A 17,986-nucleotide genomic window follows, 5' to 3' on the forward strand; every position below is an offset into this window, starting at 1 on the left:
CCAATACGTTTAATATTCATGTGGACACCTCCCCCTGGGAACTGAAGTTAACACCTCAGTCTGGCACTAATGATGCCGTAAGGTGGGAGGTGTCCATCACATCGGCCTACGTTCAATGTCGCTTGTAGGCCCGGTAAGCATGAGCGCCACCGGGCGTTATGCATTACTCGTCTTCTTCGTCACGCAGTGGAACAATCAACATATCCACGTGAACGGTGTTGATCAGCTGGCGCGCGGAGGACATCAGCTTGCTCCAGAAGTCCTGGTGATGACCGCATACCACCAGGTCCATATCGTATTTCTTAATCGCATCGACCAGCACCTGGCCCAGATCGCCGCTACCGCTTAAGGTTTCGGTGATAGGGTAACCTGCGTTGGTGGACAGCTCGCTCAGGGCATGGTGTGTCTCTTCGGAGATGCGTTTTTGCATATCACCGAGATTCACGTCAATCAGGCCGGTATAGAGATCGGAGTAATTCACGTCAACGTGAATCAGGGAAACTTTCGCGTTGTAAGGGCGTGCCATGGATACCGCTTTATCAACCAGCACTTTGCTCTCAGGTGAGAGGTCTACCGCGATGAGAATGTGTTTGTAAGCCATAGTGTTACTCCTTCCTTAAGTTATCGATGACTAAAAGAGAAAGCCGTCGTCTGATGCCTTCATTACGGCCCAGTTAAACAAAATTATCAAGCTTTGGTGTTGATAACGATTAACCTTGTGGCAAAAAAATTAACGGATCTCCTACACTATTTAATGAGCCGTTCGGATATTAAAACGCGAACCGGATCGACTTTTAGTCATTCTTTCACTGAACTGTCTGTCAGGGCATTGGGGTGCGGTAGCTCAGAAGGCTTTCTTCGTGGGCGGGCGCCGGGGAGGATGTATGATTAGCACCGTCGCATTGTTTTGGGCGTTATGCGTGGTTTGCATAGTGAATATGGCGCGCTACTTCTCATCGTTACGTGCGCTATTAGTGGTACTTCGTGGTTGCGATCCGTTGCTTTATCAGTATGTGGACGGGGGAGGATTCTTCACCTCGCATGGACAGCCCAGCAAACAGATGCGTCTGGTGGGGTATATCTATTACCAGCGCTATCGCGACCATCATGATGACGAATTTATCCGTCGCTGCGAACGCCTGCGTCGTCAGTTCATCCTGACCAGCGCCCTGTGCGGCCTGGTTGTAGTGAGTATGATTGCACTGATGATTTGGCATTGAGCGCAGGAAAGGCGGGGGGTTCCCTCGCCTTTATTCCTGGGATCACGGTTTTATCGTGAACCGAAGGTCAGATACGTTTTCATGCAGAGAAAACACGTTGCCACTGTAGGTAATGGCTACCTCGCCTTTATCGTTTATCCGTGCTTCAGAAATGCTGCCTGTCCCCTCCAGAACTGGCGATTTTGTCGCTAGCTCCTGGACAATCTCAGCGTTTTTACCCTGTAAAGGCTGCGACAAATAATATCGATAAATCGTAGGTACGGTTGCGCTTCCCTGGTTGTTCACGGTCATATAAAGCCAGACGCTATTTGAAATTTGATATGTACGGAGAAGTTCATCGCTTGCTCGCGGATTAGGCAGATGGTTTAGCCATGCGAATTCGATGACCATAATGAGCAGCGCCAGTGTGGTAAATCGATGAAGCCATTTAATAGCCGCTCTGAATGGTTCTTTATTGAGTGATCCTGGAACAGAGGCCATACACTCTCCGATATGCACTATTTATCCTGATCGGAATGATAGTGACTCGTCACGGGCAATGATGTGCAAAAAATGTTCAGGTTTTTCTTAGGGTTGTAGGGTTTTCTGTAAACCGACAGCCATAAAAAAAGCGGGTCAGTTGCCTGACCCGCTTTTTGTCGCTCTTAGTCGATTACAGCAGCTTGAGGGAAAGCCAGTACAAACCGCCGGACAGCAGGATAGAGGCCGGCAGGGTGAATACCCAGGCCATCAGAATGTTGGTCACGGTTTTGCGCTGCAGACCGCCGCCGTCAACAATCATGGTACCTGCCACGGACGAGGAGAGTACGTGGGTGGTTGAAACCGGCATACCGGTGTAGCTTGCCAGACCGATAGAAACTGCCGCCGTCATCTGCGCGGACATCCCCTGCGCATAGGTCATGCCTTTCTTACCGATCTTCTCGCCGATGGTGGTCGCCACACGACGCCAGCCAATCATCGTACCGATACCCAGCGCCAGCGCGACAGCCATGATGATCCAGATTGGCGCGTACTCGATGGTGCTGAGCATATCGCCTTTCAGTTTCTTCAGCAGACGCTGGTCGTCAGCATTCACTTCCGGCAGCTTCGCCACTTTATCGGTGATGTCGGAGATGCAGAGCATGATACGGCGCAGCTGACCACGTTGTTCAACCGGCAGTTTGTCGTAACTTTCGATATCGCCCAGCATAACTTTTGCACGTTCCAGCGCGTTAATTGCGTTTGCCGGATGGCAGTGGAACTCGCCAGGTGCCGTGGTTGCGCCCGCTTCCGGAGAAGGGATCAGCTGGTCAACGCCGGTCGCTTTCTTCAACAGCTGTGGGTGCTGCTGGAAGTAAACTTCAACGTTGTTGACCGCATCACGGGTACGGGTGATTTCGTAGCCGGAGGCATTCATGTTCACCACGAAACCTGCCGGGGCCACGCCAATCAGGACCAGCATCACCAGACCAATGCCTTTCTGACCGTCGTTCGCACCGTGTGAAAACGCCACGCCGATAGCGGAAATGATCAGGGCAATACGCGTCCAGAACGGCGGCTTTTTCTTGCCGTCTTTCTTTTCACGCTCTGCTGGCGTCAGGTGGATACGTGCGCGCTTCTTCGTGTTGCTCCAGTAGCGACGCAGGATGAAAATTAATCCCCCCGCAACCACCAGACCGACAATCGGGGAAACGATCAGCGAGGCAAAAATCCCCAGTACTTTCGGGATATTCAACGCATCAACGACCGAGGTGCCGGTCATCAGGGCATTGGTTAACCCGATACCGATAATCGCGCCGATGAGGGTGTGAGAACTGGATGCAGGCAGGCCGAAATACCAGGTACCGAGGTTCCAGATAATTGCAGCAAGCAGCATTGAGAACACCATGGCAAGACCATGGCCAGAACTAACGTTAAGAAGCAGATCCGTTGGCAGCATGTGCACGATGGCATACGCAACGCTCAGTCCGCCCAGGAGGACACCAAAAAAGTTAAATACCGCCGCCATAACAACCGCCAGTTGCGATCGCATTGCGCGAGTGTAGATAACCGTTGCTACTGCGTTTGCAGTGTCGTGGAAGCCGTTGATTGCTTCGTAAAACAGTACAAAAACCAGAGCAAGCAAGAGTAAAAGCCCGGTATGTAAATCCAGGCCAGCAAACAAATGTAGCATAGGACGTTACGCCATTTTGGAGGACATGAACGCGGCGCATTATCCAGGACAAATGCGCAACGGGCAAAGTGAAATATAGACTTTTTTTGACATACCACCTGTTTTGAGAAATGTGCCAGAAAGGTTATTCGTTAAATTTCAATGGAATGGCTTTGTAATATCTTTTTACGCTGGTGTGACCACATAGGAAACTTTACAATCCGCGGCAGTTAACGATGAGGATTTAGACGTGGAAAGGTTTGATGCCGTGGTAATTGGCGCCGGTGCGGCGGGTATGTTTTGTGCGGCAATGGCCGGACAGGCGGGTCGTCGCGTGTTGCTGCTGGATAACGGTAAAAAACCAGGCCGTAAGATCCTGATGTCGGGCGGCGGGCGCTGCAACTTTACTAACCTGTACGTTGAACCCGCGGCCTATCTGAGCCAAAACCGTCATTTTTGCAAATCGGCGCTGGCGCGGTACACCCAGTGGGATTTTATCGACCTGGTGGGCAAGCACGGCATCGCCTGGCACGAAAAGACGCTGGGACAGCTGTTCTGCGATGACTCCGCGCAGCAGATTGTCGATATGCTGGTGGCCGAGTGTGAGAAGGGCGGCGTGGTGACGCGTCTGCGCACCGAGGTGCTGGCGGTGTCCCGCGACGAGCAGGGCTATACGCTGCAGCTCAACGGTGAAACGGTTAGCGCTGATAATCTGGTGATCGCCAGCGGCGGCCTGTCGATGCCTGGTCTGGGCGCATCGCCGTTTGGCTACAAGGTGGCCGAGCAGTTCGGCCTGAAGGTGCTGCCCACGCGCGCCGGGCTGGTCCCGTTCACGCTGCATAAACCCTTGCTGGAGCAACTTCAGACGCTGTCTGGCGTCTCGGTGCCTTCGGTCATTACCGCAGAAAACGGCACGATGTTCCGCGAGAATCTACTCTTTACCCATCGCGGGTTATCAGGCCCGGCGGTGTTGCAGATCTCCAGCTACTGGCAGCCAGGTGAGTTCGTGACCGTCAATCTGCTGCCGGACTGCGATCTCGATAGCTTCCTCAGCGAGCAGCGCGCCGCGCATCCGAACCAGAGCCTGAAAAACACCCTGGCGATGCAGCTACCGAAGCGTCTGGTCGAGTGCCTGCAGCTTTTGGGGCAAATCCCGGATGTGTCGCTCAAGCAGCTTAATGGCCGCGAGCAGCAGGCGCTGGTCGACACGCTGACCCACTGGCGCGTTCAGCCTAACGGTACCGAAGGCTACCGCACGGCAGAAGTGACGCTTGGCGGCGTGGATACGGACGGGTTATCGTCCCGCACCATGGAGGCGCGTGACGTGAAGGGCCTCTACTTTATCGGCGAAGTGGTGGATGTCACCGGCTGGCTGGGTGGCTATAACTTCCAGTGGGCATGGTCAAGTGCCTGGGCCTGCGCGCAGGCGCTGGCCGCAGAATAATTTTTTTAAGGAAAGACGTATGTCCTCTGCTCATCTCGGTTTCCCAACGGAAACCGTTGTTGTCTTTGTAGTGATGGCCGTTGGGGCGATGTTTATCGACCTCTTTATGCACCGTCACGATAAACCTGTCTCACTGAAAAGCGCCGCGATGTGGTCCATCTTCTGGGTCATGATGGCGATGGCGTTCGCTGGCTTCCTGTATGTGCATCACGGCGCGGAGATGGCCAGCCTGTTCCTGACCGGTTACGCGCTGGAAGAGGTGCTCTCCGTCGATAACCTGTTTGTGATGATGGCGATTTTTGCCTGGTTCGGCGTGCCGGATAAATACCGTCACCGCGTGCTCTACTGGGGCGTGCTGGGGGCGATTGTGTTCCGCGGGATCTTCGTTGCCATCGGCACCAGCCTGCTGAGCCTGGGGCCATACGTGGAGGTGATTTTCGCGCTGGTTGTCGGCTGGACGGCGGTCATGATGCTCAGACGCAACGAAGAGAGCGATGAGGTCGAGGACTACTCCGGCCATCTGGCCTATCGGCTGGTGAAGCGTTTTTATCCGGTCTGGCCGAAAATCAGCAGCAACAAATTTATTCTGACGCAGAAAGAGGTGGATGCGGAGCTGGAAAAACCGGAAAACCGCGACGTCATGGTCGGGCGCGTGAAAAAGGCGAAGCGCTACGCCACGCCGCTGCTGCTCTGCGTGGCGGTGGTAGAGCTGTCCGACGTGATGTTCGCGTTTGACTCCGTTCCGGCGATCATCGCCGTGAGCCGTGAACCGCTGATTATCTACAGCGCGATGATGTTCGCCATTCTGGGCCTGCGTACGCTCTACTTCGTGCTCGAGGCGCTGAAGCAGTACCTGGTGCATCTGGAGAAAGCGGTTGTCCTGCTGCTGTTCTTTGTGGCGTTTAAGCTGGGGCTGAATGCCACCGATCACTTCTGGCACCACGGGTACAGCATTGGCGCGACGGCCAGCCTGTTTGTGGTATTGGGCGTACTGGCGCTGGGGATTATTGCGAGCGTGATGTTCCCGGGGAAACGTGAAGCCTGATGTTCGCCTACCGGGCCTGCGATGCTAACGTAGGCCCGGCAACAAAGATTACTTGATCGGCGAATTGCGACGCTTGCGCGGGTGATGGAAATGCCGCCAGTGCGGGTCCTGGGCGGCCGCCAGCAGTTCGTGGTCACCACGGGTATCGCCCCAGGCGCGCAGGTGGTAGTCGCTCAGGTTGCCATACACTTTTTCCAGGCGCGCGACCTTCTGCGCACAGCGGCAGTTATGCCCGGTGATCCGCCCGGTCAGCTTGCCGTCTTTCACTTCAAGCTGAGTACCAATCAGCTTAATGCCGAGCTTGTCCGCCCACGGCTGCAGCACCAGAGCCGGAGACGCCGAGCAAATGGTCACTTCCGCACCGGCATTCACCTCAGCCGCCACGGCCATCACCCCTTCCGGGCGCATCAGCTTGTTCCAGTATTTTTCGCAAAACGCTTCCGCCTGCTGGCGTAACCAGCGCTCATCCACCCCCGTCAGGAACGTCCTGATGAGCACCTCTTTCAGCTCATCACGCGTTAACCTGCGGCGCACACAGTGAAGCGTAGGAAGCGCCATCCGTACCAGGCGGCCCGCGAAGTAACGCTTACCAAACGCGAAACGCAGGAAGGGGATAAAGCTGTCGTGGTGCGTCAATGTTCCATCAAAGTCAAAGACTGAGAGGACGCTGGACTTGGCTACGGCCTCGTCGGCAATCATATTGGTCATAAATACGTCTTAACTGAAATACACATTCTGCTCATTAGTTTACCTGTTTTAACGCCACAGTCCGTAAACCACACGCCTTTTTTTCTCGATCTTGCGACATGGCAAGCCTGTCCGAAATTGGATCCGATAAACATTGGGTAAAAAGTGAGCTGTCTATATTATCGCCGCATCGAAAGATATTTTTAGGGGGTCGTTGGCCTCCACGCGTAAGGAAAAAATCACTCACTGCTGCTTTTGGTTATGAATTTTAAACATCTTATTTCAGTACTCTCGTTAACCTTTGCTTCGTTTTCGGCCTTCAGTTTTCAGTTGCCTGCGTCAATGCTCTTGCCGCACAGCCCGTTTGCGGCGTCATCCGCCCGTGCGGCGCTGGTTCATCAGGCGTCGGGGCCGCTACGTTCCCGAATTATCGATCAATACCAGAAATGGAAAGGGACACAGTATCGGTGGGGGGGCACGACGCATCGCGGGGTGGATTGCTCGGCACTGATGCAGCATCTGTTCAGCGACGCGGCGCATCTCACGCTGCCGCGCACGACCGGGGAACAGATCCAGCGTGGCGTGCAGGTGGCGCAATACCGCCTGAAAGCCGGCGATCTGGTTTTCTTCCAGACCGGGCCGCACCGCCGACACGTTGGGGTATACATTGGCAACAGCCAGTTTATTCACGCCTCAAGCAGCCAGGGGGTGACAGTTTCCACCCTGACCGACAACTACTGGCAGGATCGCTACATTACCGCCCGCCGGGTGGCGGGCAGCCTGTCCTGACGGCTTTAGAGGATGTCATCCACCACGCCACCATCCACGCGCAACGCGGCGCCGGAGGTGGCGGAAGCCTGCTCTGAACAGACGTAAATCACCATACTGGCGACTTCCTCAACCGTTGCTGCGCGCTGGATAACCGAGCTGGGGCGGTTCGCCATCACGAACTCTTTTGCCAGCTGCTCCAGCGATTTGCCCGTCTTTTCCATTTCGTCTTTCATCATGGCGGCAAAGCCGTCCGACATCGTCGGGCCGGGCAGAACGCTGTTTACCGTCACGCCGCTTCCCGCGACAAATTTTGCCAGCCCGCGCGCCAGCGAGAGTTGCGCCGTTTTGGTCACGCCATAGTGGATCATGTCTGCCGGAATATTGCGTGCGGATTCCGATGAGATAAACACCACGCGGCCCCAGCCTTTCTGCACCATGCCCGGCAGCAGGGCACGCGCAAGGCGCACGCCGGACATCACGTTGGTTTGCCAGTAGCGTTCCCAGGTCTCGTCGTCGGTGGAATAAAAATCCTGGGGCCCGTAAATGCCCGCGTTATTCACCAGAATATCGACGCTCGGGGCCACCTTCAGAAGGCTATCGACGCCCTCCTGCGTGCTGAGGTCGGCAATCGCCGCGCGAACCTGTACGCCCGGCACCACCTGCTGGAGCGCCTGAATTCCCTGGTTGACCGATTCGGTGCTCCGGCCGTTAACGATCACCTCTGCGCCGCTTTCAGCCAGCCCCCTGGCGATGGCAAACCCAATTCCACCCGTTGAGGCGGTGACCAGCGCCACTTTCCCCGCAAAATCGATTTTCATTATCGGCTCCTTATCGTTATCAACATTCAGACCTTAAAGCGTAGCAGGTGCAATTTACGGAGCCGGGCTAAAAAGGCGCAGCAGCGTCTCGACCTGCTCGTCCAGCGGCGTGAGCGTGCGTTTCACCATCAGATGCAGCGGCGTGGCGCGACGCACGCCGTGGCTAAGCGGCAGCGTTTTAAGCACCCCCTGTTCAAGCTGGGTCTGGATGCGCTCCTCCGGCAGCCAGCCGTAGCCCACCTGCGAAATCACCGCTTCGATGGCGGCATCGATAGTGGAGAAGGTCCAGGAGCCGCCCGTGTCCCGCGCCGCCGTGTGGCTATCGGCAATCTGGATCAGCGGCCACGGGCGCAGCATGTCATCGTTAAGCGGTGCGTCGAGGGTAAACAGCGGATGATCACGATGGGCGACGGCGACAAAATCGATGTTCATCAGCCATTCGCCCAGCCCGGTGATGTCCTGACGACGAGTTAACACCATGATGTCGGCTTCACTGGCGGCCACGTCAATGCTGGCGTTTTCCAGCACCTCGGTCAGCCGGACCTGCGTGTGCGGATAGCACTGCTGGAACTGACGCAAAATGGCAAACAGGCGGCGGCGGGGGAAAATACTGTCTACCATTAAGTCGATGCGGGTGCGCATTCCGCTACGCAGGGTGGCCGCGCGCGTCTCCAGGTAGGTAAAGCCTTTAAGCAGGGGTTTCACCTGGCTCAGCAGCTGCTCCCCGGCGGGCGTCAGTACGGCCCGTCTCCCTTCCGCCACCAGCAGCGCCACGCCGATGCGCTCCTGCAGTAAAGAGAGGTTGTAGCTTACGGATGACTGGCTGCGGTTTGTCAGCTCTGCCGCTTTGGCAAAGCTGCCGGCTTCTACCACTTTTTCCAGTAATGACCACTGTTCAAGCGTTGTCTTGTGCATAACTCATCTAAATTTTGAATTAATTTGATTCAAACATAGCGTTATTCATTTGATTTTTGAAGGGGTACGATACGTTCATCAAAACAAAGGAGACACATTATGAGCAACTTCGACAAACACGACTTAAGCGGCTTTGTGGGTAAACACCTGGTCTATACCTACGATAACGGCTGGAACTACGAAATTTACGTCAAAAATGAAAATACCCTCGACTACCGTATCCACAGCGGTCTGGTGGGCAACCGCTGGGTTAAAGATCAGCAGGCGTATATCGTCCGTGTTGGAGAAAGCATCTACAAAATCTCCTGGACCGAACCTACCGGTACCGACGTCAGCCTGATTGCGAACCTGGGCGACAAACTGTTCCACGGCACCATCTTCTTCCCACGCTGGGTGATGAATAATCCGGAAAAAACCGTCTGCTTCCAGAACGATCACATTCCAGAGATGAATGCCTATCGCGATGCCGGCCCGGCCTATCCGACCGAGGTTATCGATGAGTTTGCGACCATCACCTTTGTGCGAGACTGTGGTCCAAATGATGACAGCGTTATTGCCTGCGCGGCCAGCGAGCTGCCAGAAAACTTTCCCGCTAATTTAAACTAAGCGCGACAATTAACGTAAATGAAAAGTTCCCGGCGCATTTGCTATTTATTCAAATGGCCGGGATTTTCTTTTAATGGTTGACCTTCGGTTTAGGAAAATATTTTCAAATGTTAACGCAGTGCACAAATTAAATAATTCATATTAATAATAAGTTATTGTTTAATAATGGTTTAAATTGAATTCCCGCCCTTAAATAACTCCCTTCTTAATTTTTTCCTAAGAAATCAGCATTACCTTGAGATGAGTTTATGGTTCGTTGAAATAAACGGACCGGCTTTTGGTTAATATCCAAAAAATGCTTTTCACATCTCAAGGAAATTAAAGATGAGTGATTTCTTGCCTTTTTCCCGCCCGTCGATGGGGCCGGAGGAATTAGCGGCGCTGCAGGAGGTATTAACCTCTGGCTGGATCACCACAGGCCCCAAAAACCAGGCGCTTGAAGAGGCATTTTGCACGCTGACGGGCAACCGCCACGCTATCGCCGTCAGCTCCGCCACCGCCGGGATGCACGTTACGCTGATGGCGCTGGGCATTGGCCCCGGCGACGAGGTGATCACCCCTTCGCTGACCTGGGTGTCGACGCTGAACATGATCGTTCTGCTGGGCGCGACGCCAGTGATGATCGATGTCGACCGGGATACGCTGATGGTCACGCCGCAGGCGGTCGAGGCGGCGATAACGCCCCGTACCAAAGCGATTGTGCCGGTCCATTATGCCGGCGCGCCGTGTGATATCGACGGGATCCGTGCCATCGCTGAACGCCACGGTATTCCGGTGGTAGAAGACGCCGCACACGCCGCAGGAACCTACTACAAAAGCCAGCACGTCGGCCATCAGGGCACGGCGATCTTCTCCTTCCACGCCATCAAAAACATGACCTGCGCCGAGGGCGGATTGGTGGTCACGGACGATGAACAGCTGGCGCAGAACATCCGCAGCCTGAAGTTTCACGGCCTGGGCGTGGATGCCTATGACCGGCAGACCCATGGCCGCGCGCCGCAGGCGGAGGTCATTACCCCCGGCTTCAAATACAACCTGGCGGATATCAACGCCGCGCTGGCGCTGGTGCAGCTGGGCAAGCTCGGGGAGGCCAACCGGCGTCGCCGCGACATTGCCGACCGCTACCTGCATGAACTCTCTGATACGCCCTTCCAGCCGCTGCGTATTCCGGCGTGGCCGCACTTGCATGCCTGGCACCTGTTTATCATTCGCGTGGATGAAGCGCGCTGTGGGATATCCCGCGATGGCCTGATGGCCGCGCTGAAAGAGAAGGGCATTGGCACCGGCCTGCACTTTCGCGCGGCACACACGCAAAAATACTACCGCGAGCGTTTCCCGGATGTCTCACTGCCGAACACCGAATGGAATAGCGCGCGCATTTGTTCCCTCCCTCTTTTCCCGGACATGACCCATGACGACACAACCCGCGTCATTACCGCGCTCCATCAGCTTGCAGGACATTGATATGTTCAGCGCCCCGACCGTACAGAAAGTTTCCGTGGTGATCCCGGTCTACAACGAACAGGAGAGCCTGCCTGAGCTTCTGCGCCGCACCACGGCTGCCTGCGAGACGCTGGGCAAGGCATACGAAATTTTGCTGGTGGATGACGGTAGCAGCGATGACTCCGCCCACATGCTCACCGACGCCGCGAACGAGCCGGGGAGCCACATTGTCGCCGTGCTGCTGAACCGTAACTACGGCCAGCACTCGGCGATCATGGCCGGCTTCAGCCACGTGACGGGCGATCTGGTCATCACTCTGGATGCCGACCTGCAAAACCCGCCGGAGGAGATCCCGCGCCTGGTTGCCAAAGCCGATGAAGGTTATGACGTGGTTGGCACCGTGCGGCAGAACCGCCAGGACAGTCTTTTCCGCAAGCTGGCGTCACGCACCATCAACCGCCTGATCCAGCGCACCACCGGCAAGGCGATGGGCGATTACGGCTGCATGCTGCGCGCCTATCGCCGCCATATTGTCGACGCCATGCTGCACTGCCACGAGCGCAGCACGTTCATTCCCATTCTGGCGAACACCTTTGCCCGTAAGGCCACGGAGATCCCGGTGCTGCACGCCGAGCGCGAGCACGGGGAGTCTAAGTACAGCTTCATGCGGCTGATCAACCTGATGTACGACCTGATCACCTGCCTGACCACCACGCCGCTGCGTCTGCTGAGCGTCTTCGGCAGCGTGATCGCGCTCGCCGGGTTTGCGCTTTCCGTGTTGCTGGTCGTTCTGCGTCTGGTCTTTGGCCCGCAGTGGGCAGCGGAAGGGGTCTTTATGCTATTTGCCGTGCTGTTCACGTTCATCGGCGCCCAGTTTATCGGTATGGGGCTGCTGGGTGAGTATATCGGCCGAATCTACAACGATGTTCGCGCGCGTCCGCGCTACTTTATTCAACGTGTTGTCCGTCAGGAACACAAAGCGTCTCAAGAGGAAAAACACCCATGAAAGCTGTCGTCTTTGCCTATCACGATATGGGGTGCACGGGCACACTGGCCCTGCTGGAAGCAGGCTATGATATTGCTGCCATTTTTACGCATCCGGATACCGTCGGTGAAAACACCTTCTTCGGGTCGGTGGCGCGTATTGCGGCCGAGCGCGGCATCCCGGTTTACGCCCCGGATGACGTAAACCATCCGCTGTGGGTTGACCGCATCCGCAAGATCGCCCCGGAGATGATCTTCTCGTTCTACTACCGCAGCCTGCTGTGCGACGAGATCCTGAGCGTGGCGACAAACGGGGCGTTTAATCTTCACGGCTCCCTGCTGCCCGCCTATCGCGGCCGCGCACCGCTGAACTGGGTGCTGGTTAACGGCGAAACGGAAACCGGCGTAACCCTGCACCGCATGGTCAACCGCGCCGATGCCGGGGCGATTGTCGCGCAGCAGCGTGTGGCCATCGGCCCTGACGACACCGCCCTGGAACTCCATCATAAGCTCTGTGCTGCGGCGCAAACGCTGTTGCGTGATACGTTGCCGACGCTTCTGAACGGCTCCTTCAGCGAAATCGCCCAGGACGAGAGCAAGGCCAGCTACTTTGGCCGCCGCACCCCGGAAGACGGGCGTCTGGACTGGCATAAACCGGCGCGACAGCTGCACAACCTGGTGCGCGCCGTGACCGACCCGTGGCCGGGGGCGTACAGCTTCGCCGGGGTCAGCAAATTTATCGTCTGGAAATCCCGGGTGCGTGACGATATTCCTGCCGCCAGGCCGGGCACCGTTGTCTCCGCCTCGCCGCTGATCATCAGCTGCGGCGAGCAGGCGCTGGAGATCGTCACCGGGCAAACCGACAGCGGCCTGTACGTGCAGGGCGCGCAGCTGGCGCAGTCGCTCGGTCTGGTTGCCGGGGCACTGATCACCAGCGCGCCGGTTGTTGCTATTAAGCGCCGCACGCGCGTGTTAATCCTTGGAGTGAACGGGTTTATCGGCAACCACCTGACCGAGCGTCTGCTCAGGGACGACAACTACGAGATCTACGGTCTGGACATTGGATCCGATGCGATCGGCCGCTTCCTCGACAACCCGCGTTTTCACTTCGTCGAGGGGGATATCAGTATCCACTCCGAATGGATCGAATATCACATTAAGAAATGCGACGTGGTGCTGCCGCTGGTGGCGATTGCAACGCCGATCGAGTACACCCGTAACCCGCTGCGCGTGTTCGAGCTGGACTTCGAAGAAAACCTGAAGATTATCCGCGACTGCGTGAAATACGATAAACGCATCATCTTCCCGTCGACCTCGGAAGTGTACGGCATGTGCACCGACAACAACTTCGACGAAGACACCTCGAACCTCGTGGTCGGGCCGATCAACAAGCAGCGCTGGATCTACTCGGTGTCCAAACAGCTGCTAGACCGCGTGATCTGGGCCTACGGCGAAAAAGCGGGGCTGCGCTTTACCCTGTTCCGTCCGTTTAACTGGATGGGGCCGCGTCTGGACAACCTCAACGCGGCGCGCATCGGCAGCTCGCGCGCCATCACCCAGCTGATCCTTAACCTGGTGGAAGGGTCGCCTATCAAACTGATTGAAGGCGGTAAGCAGAAGCGCTGCTTCACCGATATCAGCGACGGCATCGAGGCGCTGTTCCGCATCATTGAAAACAAAGATAACCGCTGCAACGGCGAGATCATCAACATCGGTAATCCGGATAACGAAGCGAGCATTCGTGAGTTGGCCGAGATGCTGCTGGCGAGCTTTGAGCGCCACCCGCTGCGCGATCGCTTCCCGCCGTTTGCGGGCTTCCGCGAAGTGGAAAGCAGCAGCTATTACGGCAAAGGCTATCAGGACGTTGAGCACCGCAAGCCCAGCATCCGCAATGCGAAGCGTTGTCTGAACTGGACGCCGACCATTCAGATGGAACAAACCATTGATGAAACGCTCGATTTCTTCCTGCGCACCGTGGAGCTATCGGAACAGGCCTCATGAAAAAAGTCGGTTTACGCATTGATGTCGACACCTTTCGCGGCACGCGTGCCGGCGTGCCACGGCTGCTGGCGCTGTTGAACAAGCACGGCGTGCAGGCCAGCTTTTTCTTCAGCGTCGGGCCAGACAACATGGGGCGTCACCTGTGGCGCCTGGTTAAACCGGCCTTTCTGTTCAAAATGCTGCGTTCGCGCGCAGCCTCTCTCTACGGCTGGGATATTTTACTGGCCGGCACCGCCTGGCCCGGCAGACGTATCGGGGCAGGCAATGAAGCGGTTATCCGCGACGCCGCGCGCGATCATGAGGTGGGGCTTCACGCCTGGGATCACCACGCCTGGCAGGCATGGGCCGGGGTCTGGGACATTCCGCGTCTGACGCGCGAGGTGGATCGCGGCATGCTGGAGCTGGAAGCGATTACCGGCCAGCCTGTTCGCTGCTCGGCGGTGGCCGGGTGGCGGGCCGATCAGCGGGTGGTGAAAGCCAAAGAGCCGTTCGCCTTTCACTACAACAGCGACTGCCGGGGCACCGGGCCGTTTTTGCCGCTGTTAGGCGAGAACCGCTTCGGCACCGTGCAAATCCCGGTCACGCTTCCCACCTGGGACGAGGTGGTCGGGCGCGAGGTCAGTGCCGACGGCTTTAATCGCTTCATTCTGGACGCCATGCATCGCGATGCCGGGACGCCGGTCTACACCATCCACGCTGAGGTCGAAGGCATTGCGTATCAGCAGGATTTCGATGCGCTCCTGACGATGGCGGCGCGGGAGGGCATTCAGTTTTGCCCGCTGAGCGCGCTGTTACCGGACGATCTCCAGAGCCTGCCGCCCGGCAAAATCGTTCGTCGTGAAATGGCTGGCCGGGAAGGCTGGCTTGGCTATCAACAAACCGTGAGTTCGGGACTATGAAAACAGCCCGTTATGGCGCAGCACTTCTTGCCCTGTTTATCGTTTACTACCTCATTCCGGTCGATCTGCGCCTGCTGTGGCAGCCAGACGAAACGCGCTACGCGGAAATCAGCCGCGAAATGCTGGCCTCGGGCGACTGGGTGGTGCCGCATTTTCTGGGGCTTCGCTACTTCGAAAAACCGATTGCCGGATACTGGATCAACAGCATCGGGCAGTGGCTGTTTGGCGACGGCAACTTTGCCGTTCGCGCCGGATCGATTTTCTCCACCGGGCTGACGTCGCTGCTGGTGATGTGGCTGGCCTGGCATCTCTGGCGCGATAAGCGCGTCGCCTTGTTATCCGGCGTGATTTTTTTAACCCTGCTGCTGGTCTACGGTATCGGAACCTATGCCGTGCTGGACCCGATGATTACCCTCTGGCTGGTGGCCGCGATGTGCAGCTTCTGGCTGGCCGCGCAGGTAAAAAGCCCCGGCGGGAAAGCGGCGGGCTATCTGCTGCTGGGGCTGGCCTGCGGCATGGGCGTGATGACCAAGGGCTTTCTCGCCCTGGCGGTACCGGTCATCGGCGTGCTGCCGTGGGTGATTGTGCAAAAACGCTGGAAAGAGGTGCTGCTGTTTGGCTGGCTCGCCGTTCTGAGCTGCGTGCTGATTGTCCTGCCCTGGGGGCTGGCGATTGCGCACCGTGAACCTGACTTCTGGCGCTACTTCTTCTGGGTGGAACATATCCAGCGCTTTGCGCAGAGCGATGCCCAGCATAAAGCGCCGTTCTGGTATTACCTGCCGTTCCTGATTGCCGGTAGCCTGCCGTGGCTGGCGCTGCTGCCCGGCGCGCTGCGTCTGGGCTGGCGCGACAGGCAAGAGGCGGGGCAGGGTTGGTATTTACTGGGCTGGGTGGTGATGCCGCTGCTGTTCTTCAGCATCGCTAAAGGCAAGCTGCCGACCTACATTCTGCCATGCTTCGCGCCTCTGGCGATCCTGATGGCACGCTATGCCTGCACCGTGGCGGAAAAAAGCGTCCGGGTGCTGCGCGTCAACGCGGGCATTAACCTGGCGTTCGGCGCGCTTGGCGTGGTGGCCGCACTGGTGGTGTCACCGTGGGGGCCGACCGCGCATCCCGTCTGGGCGCCCGTTGAGCTGTATAAAATTTTCTGTGCGGTCATGGCGTTCCTCGTCTGGGCAGCGGTGGGCATGTACACCCTGCGCGACAGCCCGCGGCGCTGGTGGCTGGCGGCGCTCTGTCCGGCCGGGCTGGCGCTGCTGGTTGGGTTCGCCGTCCCCAGCAAGGTGGAGGATTCAAAGCAGCCTCAGTCGCTGATCGAGACCGTGCGCGTGCCGCTGCAGGAGAGCCGGTTCGTGCTTGCAAACAACGTGGGCGTGGCGTCGGGACTGGCCTGGGAGCTTAAGCGTAACGACATCATTCTTTACGGTCAGGCAGGGGAACTCCGCTACGGCCTGAACTACCCCGACGCACAGGGGCGCTTCGTGAGCAAAGAGGCGATCGCCCAGTGGCTGGAGGAGCATCGCCAGCAGGGGCCGGTGTCGCTGGTGCTTCTGCTGTCTAAAAATGACGATCTTGTTCGCGCGAAGCTGCCTGAACCGGACAGCCTGTACGTTCAGGGCCGCCTGGCTTATTTGCAGTATTTCCCGCAATGATGACCTGGATCGGGCTGATACTGGCGAGCCTGCTGAGCTGCGCAGGCCAGCTTTGCCAGAAACAGGCGACCCGTCCGGCAACAACCGGGCGGCGCGGCGCGCACCGTGCGCTCTGGCTTGGCCTTGCGCTGCTGGCGCTGGGTAGCGGGATGCTGGTCTGGCTGGTGGTGTTGCAGCATCTGCCGGTCGGGATTGCCTACCCAATGCTGAGCCTCAATTTTGTCTGGGTGACGCTGGCGGCGAAAACCCTCTGGCGTGAGCACATTTCGCCGCGCCACTGGCTGGGCGTGGGCTTGATTATCGTCGGGATTATTGTGCTGGGAGGAAGCCTGTGAAGGGCGTGTTATGGGCATTATGCAGCGTGATTCTGGTCAGCGCGGCGCAGCTGCTGTTGCGCGCGGCGATGGTGGCCTTGCCCCCCGTCAGCGATCTCGCGGTATTTATGCCGGCGCTGTGGCACCGTGCGCCGGGCACCGGTTCGCTGGTGCTGGGCCTGATGGGCTATGTGGTATCAATGGGCTGCTGGTATCTGGCGCTGCACCGTCTGGCGCTCAGCAAAGCCTATGCCCTGCTGAGCCTCAGCTATGTGCTGGTGTGGGGCGCAGCCATTGTGCTCCCCGGCTGGGACGAACCCTTTTCCTGGCACGGGCTGGCCGGCGTCGGGTTGATTATTGCGGGTGTGCTGACAATTTTTCGCCCGACGCGTCGTTAACAGAATGGACCGCCGCCGCGGTAAGCGCAAAAGGGGTAGCGGTGCAGACGGCAAGACTCAGCGACGCAATCTGACACTGGCTGACCGAATGCAGCGCGTGGGCGGCGCTGTCGATGCTGACAATCTGCCACGAGTGCGCGCCGCGCTGTTTAACGATGGCACCTTTTCGCGTCCAGATGCGCCAGAACGCCGCAAGCTGGTTATCCGGCGCTTCATTTTCCAGTTCGGCATGTTCGGCACTGCTGAAAACGGCGTTGGCGAGCGTCCGCCAGTTATCCTGCGCACGAATATGTTCCAGCGAGCAGCCTACGTCACCTTCATCGCTGACGATCAGGGCAATATCATCCTCACAGTGGCTGACGCTGAACCACAGTGGGTAATGGTCGGCAAAGCCCGGTTTTCCCTGTTCACTGTAGATAATCTCCGGCAACGGCTCTGGCGCAAACAGGCGCGAGAGCAGCCCGCGGCCCGCCAGCCAGCGGGCGCGCTGTGCGCCCTCAGGGGCATAACGGGTAAGGGCTTCGGCCCAGTTATCGGTACTGAGCGAGGAGATTTTTCCCAGAAAAACCTGGTACATAAGAGGTCTGGCCTTCAGTCGAAACAGAGATATCCGCACAGTTGCGCGGCGAAACCATTACTATAATCTATTGCTGCTCAC

General features: G+C 57.5%; 19 protein-coding genes. 12 read left to right on the forward strand and 7 right to left on the reverse strand.

Annotated features, from left to right (window positions below):
* Positions 1-163: 163 nt before the first annotated feature.
* Entirely contained in the window at positions 164-601 is a 438-nt protein-coding gene (gene uspA, locus FFS28_RS20715; RefSeq protein WP_003861223.1) for a universal stress protein UspA, read from the reverse strand.
* A 283-nt stretch (positions 602-884) separates the two neighbouring features.
* Here uspA and uspB point away from each other — a divergent pair, with 283 nt between their 5' ends.
* Positions 885-1,220 (forward strand): universal stress protein UspB, encoded by a 336-nt coding sequence (gene uspB, locus FFS28_RS20720; protein ID WP_102890054.1) that lies wholly within the window; start codon positions 885-887, stop codon positions 1,218-1,220.
* 42 nt (positions 1,221-1,262) lie between these two features.
* Here uspB and FFS28_RS20725 read toward each other — a convergent pair whose 3' ends face one another.
* Both FFS28_RS20725 and pitA read right to left on the reverse strand, forming a co-directional pair.
* The gene (locus tag FFS28_RS20725; RefSeq protein ID WP_137903848.1) at positions 1,263-1,700 is read right to left on the reverse strand and encodes a hypothetical protein; all 438 of its coding nucleotides are present in this window, start codon (positions 1,698-1,700) and stop codon (positions 1,263-1,265) included.
* Positions 1,701-1,872: 172 nt separating this feature from the next.
* A complete protein-coding gene (gene pitA / locus FFS28_RS20730; protein ID WP_006177986.1) occupies positions 1,873-3,372 on the reverse strand; it encodes an inorganic phosphate transporter PitA in 1,500 nt (499 codons plus the stop codon).
* Positions 3,373-3,601: 229 nt separating this feature from the next.
* Between pitA and FFS28_RS20735 the strand changes: the two genes are divergently transcribed.
* Complete coding sequence (locus FFS28_RS20735) at positions 3,602-4,795, forward strand: BaiN/RdsA family NAD(P)/FAD-dependent oxidoreductase (protein ID WP_101738442.1); 1,194 nt, start codon at positions 3,602-3,604, stop codon at positions 4,793-4,795.
* 19 nt (positions 4,796-4,814) lie between these two features.
* The gene (locus FFS28_RS20740; protein WP_006177983.1) at positions 4,815-5,840 is read left to right on the forward strand and encodes a TerC/Alx family metal homeostasis membrane protein; all 1,026 of its coding nucleotides are present in this window, start codon (positions 4,815-4,817) and stop codon (positions 5,838-5,840) included.
* Positions 5,841-5,888: 48 nt separating this feature from the next.
* Here the strand turns inward: FFS28_RS20740 and FFS28_RS20745 are convergent, their stop codons facing one another.
* Positions 5,889-6,548 (reverse strand): HAD family hydrolase, encoded by a 660-nt coding sequence (locus FFS28_RS20745; protein ID WP_137903849.1) that lies wholly within the window; start codon positions 6,546-6,548, stop codon positions 5,889-5,891.
* A gap of 240 nt (positions 6,549-6,788) precedes the next feature.
* On the opposite strand from FFS28_RS20745, the gene FFS28_RS20750 reads away from it, so the two are divergent.
* Positions 6,789-7,316, forward strand: coding sequence for an NlpC/P60 family protein (locus FFS28_RS20750; RefSeq protein WP_006177980.1), 528 nt, complete (start codon positions 6,789-6,791; stop codon positions 7,314-7,316).
* 5 nt (positions 7,317-7,321) lie between these two features.
* Here the strand turns inward: FFS28_RS20750 and FFS28_RS20755 are convergent, their stop codons facing one another.
* Positions 7,322-8,116, reverse strand: a complete 795-nt coding sequence (locus tag FFS28_RS20755; protein WP_006177979.1) for an SDR family NAD(P)-dependent oxidoreductase — start codon at positions 8,114-8,116, stop codon at positions 7,322-7,324.
* 54 nt (positions 8,117-8,170) lie between these two features.
* Positions 8,171-9,031 (reverse strand): LysR family transcriptional regulator, encoded by an 861-nt coding sequence (locus FFS28_RS20760; RefSeq protein ID WP_137903850.1) that lies wholly within the window; start codon positions 9,029-9,031, stop codon positions 8,171-8,173.
* Positions 9,032-9,130: 99 nt separating this feature from the next.
* On the opposite strand from FFS28_RS20760, the gene FFS28_RS20765 reads away from it, so the two are divergent.
* The 8 genes from FFS28_RS20765 (at position 9,131) to arnF (ending at position 17,328) form a co-directional block, all read left to right on the forward strand.
* Positions 9,131-9,637, forward strand: coding sequence for a phenolic acid decarboxylase (locus FFS28_RS20765; protein WP_006177976.1), 507 nt, complete (start codon positions 9,131-9,133; stop codon positions 9,635-9,637).
* A gap of 324 nt (positions 9,638-9,961) precedes the next feature.
* Positions 9,962-11,101, forward strand: a complete 1,140-nt coding sequence (gene arnB, locus FFS28_RS20770) for a UDP-4-amino-4-deoxy-L-arabinose aminotransferase (RefSeq protein WP_137273232.1) — start codon at positions 9,962-9,964, stop codon at positions 11,099-11,101.
* A 1-nt stretch (position 11,102) separates the two neighbouring features.
* A complete protein-coding gene (gene arnC / locus FFS28_RS20775; protein WP_042321668.1) occupies positions 11,103-12,086 on the forward strand; it encodes an undecaprenyl-phosphate 4-deoxy-4-formamido-L-arabinose transferase in 984 nt (327 codons plus the stop codon).
* Complete coding sequence (arnA, locus tag FFS28_RS20780) at positions 12,083-14,065, forward strand: bifunctional UDP-4-amino-4-deoxy-L-arabinose formyltransferase/UDP-glucuronic acid oxidase ArnA (RefSeq protein WP_137903851.1); 1,983 nt, start codon at positions 12,083-12,085, stop codon at positions 14,063-14,065. The genes arnC and arnA overlap by 4 nt, the downstream gene beginning before the upstream one ends.
* Positions 14,062-14,964 (forward strand): 4-deoxy-4-formamido-L-arabinose-phosphoundecaprenol deformylase, encoded by a 903-nt coding sequence (gene arnD / locus FFS28_RS20785; protein WP_137903852.1) that lies wholly within the window; start codon positions 14,062-14,064, stop codon positions 14,962-14,964. The genes arnA and arnD overlap by 4 nt, the downstream gene beginning before the upstream one ends.
* Complete coding sequence (arnT, locus tag FFS28_RS20790; protein ID WP_137903853.1) at positions 14,961-16,616, forward strand: lipid IV(A) 4-amino-4-deoxy-L-arabinosyltransferase; 1,656 nt, start codon at positions 14,961-14,963, stop codon at positions 16,614-16,616. Before arnD ends, arnT begins: the two co-directional genes overlap by 4 nt.
* On the forward strand, positions 16,613-16,951 hold the full coding sequence (gene arnE / locus FFS28_RS20795) for a 4-amino-4-deoxy-L-arabinose-phosphoundecaprenol flippase subunit ArnE (protein ID WP_046886803.1): 339 nt from the start codon (positions 16,613-16,615) through the stop codon (positions 16,949-16,951). The genes arnT and arnE overlap by 4 nt, the downstream gene beginning before the upstream one ends.
* Positions 16,948-17,328 carry a 4-amino-4-deoxy-L-arabinose-phosphoundecaprenol flippase subunit ArnF gene (gene arnF / locus FFS28_RS20800; protein ID WP_137903854.1) on the forward strand — a complete coding sequence of 127 codons (381 nt, stop codon included), beginning with the start codon at positions 16,948-16,950 and terminating at the stop codon, positions 17,326-17,328. Before arnE ends, arnF begins: the two co-directional genes overlap by 4 nt.
* Here arnF and acpT read toward each other — a convergent pair.
* The gene (acpT, locus tag FFS28_RS20805) at positions 17,285-17,905 is read right to left on the reverse strand and encodes a 4'-phosphopantetheinyl transferase AcpT (protein ID WP_006177964.1); all 621 of its coding nucleotides are present in this window, start codon (positions 17,903-17,905) and stop codon (positions 17,285-17,287) included. The genes arnF and acpT overlap by 44 nt on opposite strands.
* Positions 17,906-17,986: the final 81 nt, after the last annotated feature.

Source organism: Enterobacter sp. 2VL (assembly GCF_005503595.1).
In the GTDB taxonomy this organism is placed as follows: domain Bacteria; phylum Pseudomonadota; class Gammaproteobacteria; order Enterobacterales; family Enterobacteriaceae; genus Enterobacter; species Enterobacter cancerogenus.

Excerpts from the sequence above, each read along its gene's own strand:
- FFS28_RS20725 (WP_137903848.1), bottom strand. The coding sequence starts at position 1,700 with ATGGCCTCTGTTCCAGGATCACTCAATAAAGAACCATTCAGAGCGGCT.
- FFS28_RS20750 (WP_006177980.1), top strand. The coding sequence starts at position 6,789 with ATGAATTTTAAACATCTTATTTCAGTACTCTCGTTAACCTTTGCTTCG.
- arnD (WP_137903852.1), top strand. The coding sequence starts at position 14,062 with ATGAAAAAAGTCGGTTTACGCATTGATGTCGACACCTTTCGCGGCACG.
- acpT (WP_006177964.1), bottom strand. The coding sequence starts at position 17,905 with ATGTACCAGGTTTTTCTGGGAAAAATCTCCTCGCTCAGTACCGATAAC.
- FFS28_RS20745 (WP_137903849.1), bottom strand. The coding sequence starts at position 6,548 with ATGACCAATATGATTGCCGACGAGGCCGTAGCCAAGTCCAGCGTCCTC.
- arnA (WP_137903851.1), top strand. The coding sequence starts at position 12,083 with ATGAAAGCTGTCGTCTTTGCCTATCACGATATGGGGTGCACGGGCACA.
- arnC (WP_042321668.1), top strand. The coding sequence starts at position 11,103 with ATGTTCAGCGCCCCGACCGTACAGAAAGTTTCCGTGGTGATCCCGGTC.
- FFS28_RS20760 (WP_137903850.1), bottom strand. The coding sequence starts at position 9,031 with ATGCACAAGACAACGCTTGAACAGTGGTCATTACTGGAAAAAGTGGTA.
- arnT (WP_137903853.1), top strand. The coding sequence starts at position 14,961 with ATGAAAACAGCCCGTTATGGCGCAGCACTTCTTGCCCTGTTTATCGTT.
- arnB (WP_137273232.1), top strand. The coding sequence starts at position 9,962 with ATGAGTGATTTCTTGCCTTTTTCCCGCCCGTCGATGGGGCCGGAGGAA.
- FFS28_RS20755 (WP_006177979.1), bottom strand. The coding sequence starts at position 8,116 with ATGAAAATCGATTTTGCGGGGAAAGTGGCGCTGGTCACCGCCTCAACG.
- uspA (WP_003861223.1), bottom strand. The coding sequence starts at position 601 with ATGGCTTACAAACACATTCTCATCGCGGTAGACCTCTCACCTGAGAGC.
- pitA (WP_006177986.1), bottom strand. The coding sequence starts at position 3,372 with ATGCTACATTTGTTTGCTGGCCTGGATTTACATACCGGGCTTTTACTC.
- uspB (WP_102890054.1), top strand. The coding sequence starts at position 885 with ATGATTAGCACCGTCGCATTGTTTTGGGCGTTATGCGTGGTTTGCATA.
- FFS28_RS20765 (WP_006177976.1), top strand. The coding sequence starts at position 9,131 with ATGAGCAACTTCGACAAACACGACTTAAGCGGCTTTGTGGGTAAACAC.
- FFS28_RS20740 (WP_006177983.1), top strand. The coding sequence starts at position 4,815 with ATGTCCTCTGCTCATCTCGGTTTCCCAACGGAAACCGTTGTTGTCTTT.
- arnE (WP_046886803.1), top strand. The coding sequence starts at position 16,613 with ATGATGACCTGGATCGGGCTGATACTGGCGAGCCTGCTGAGCTGCGCA.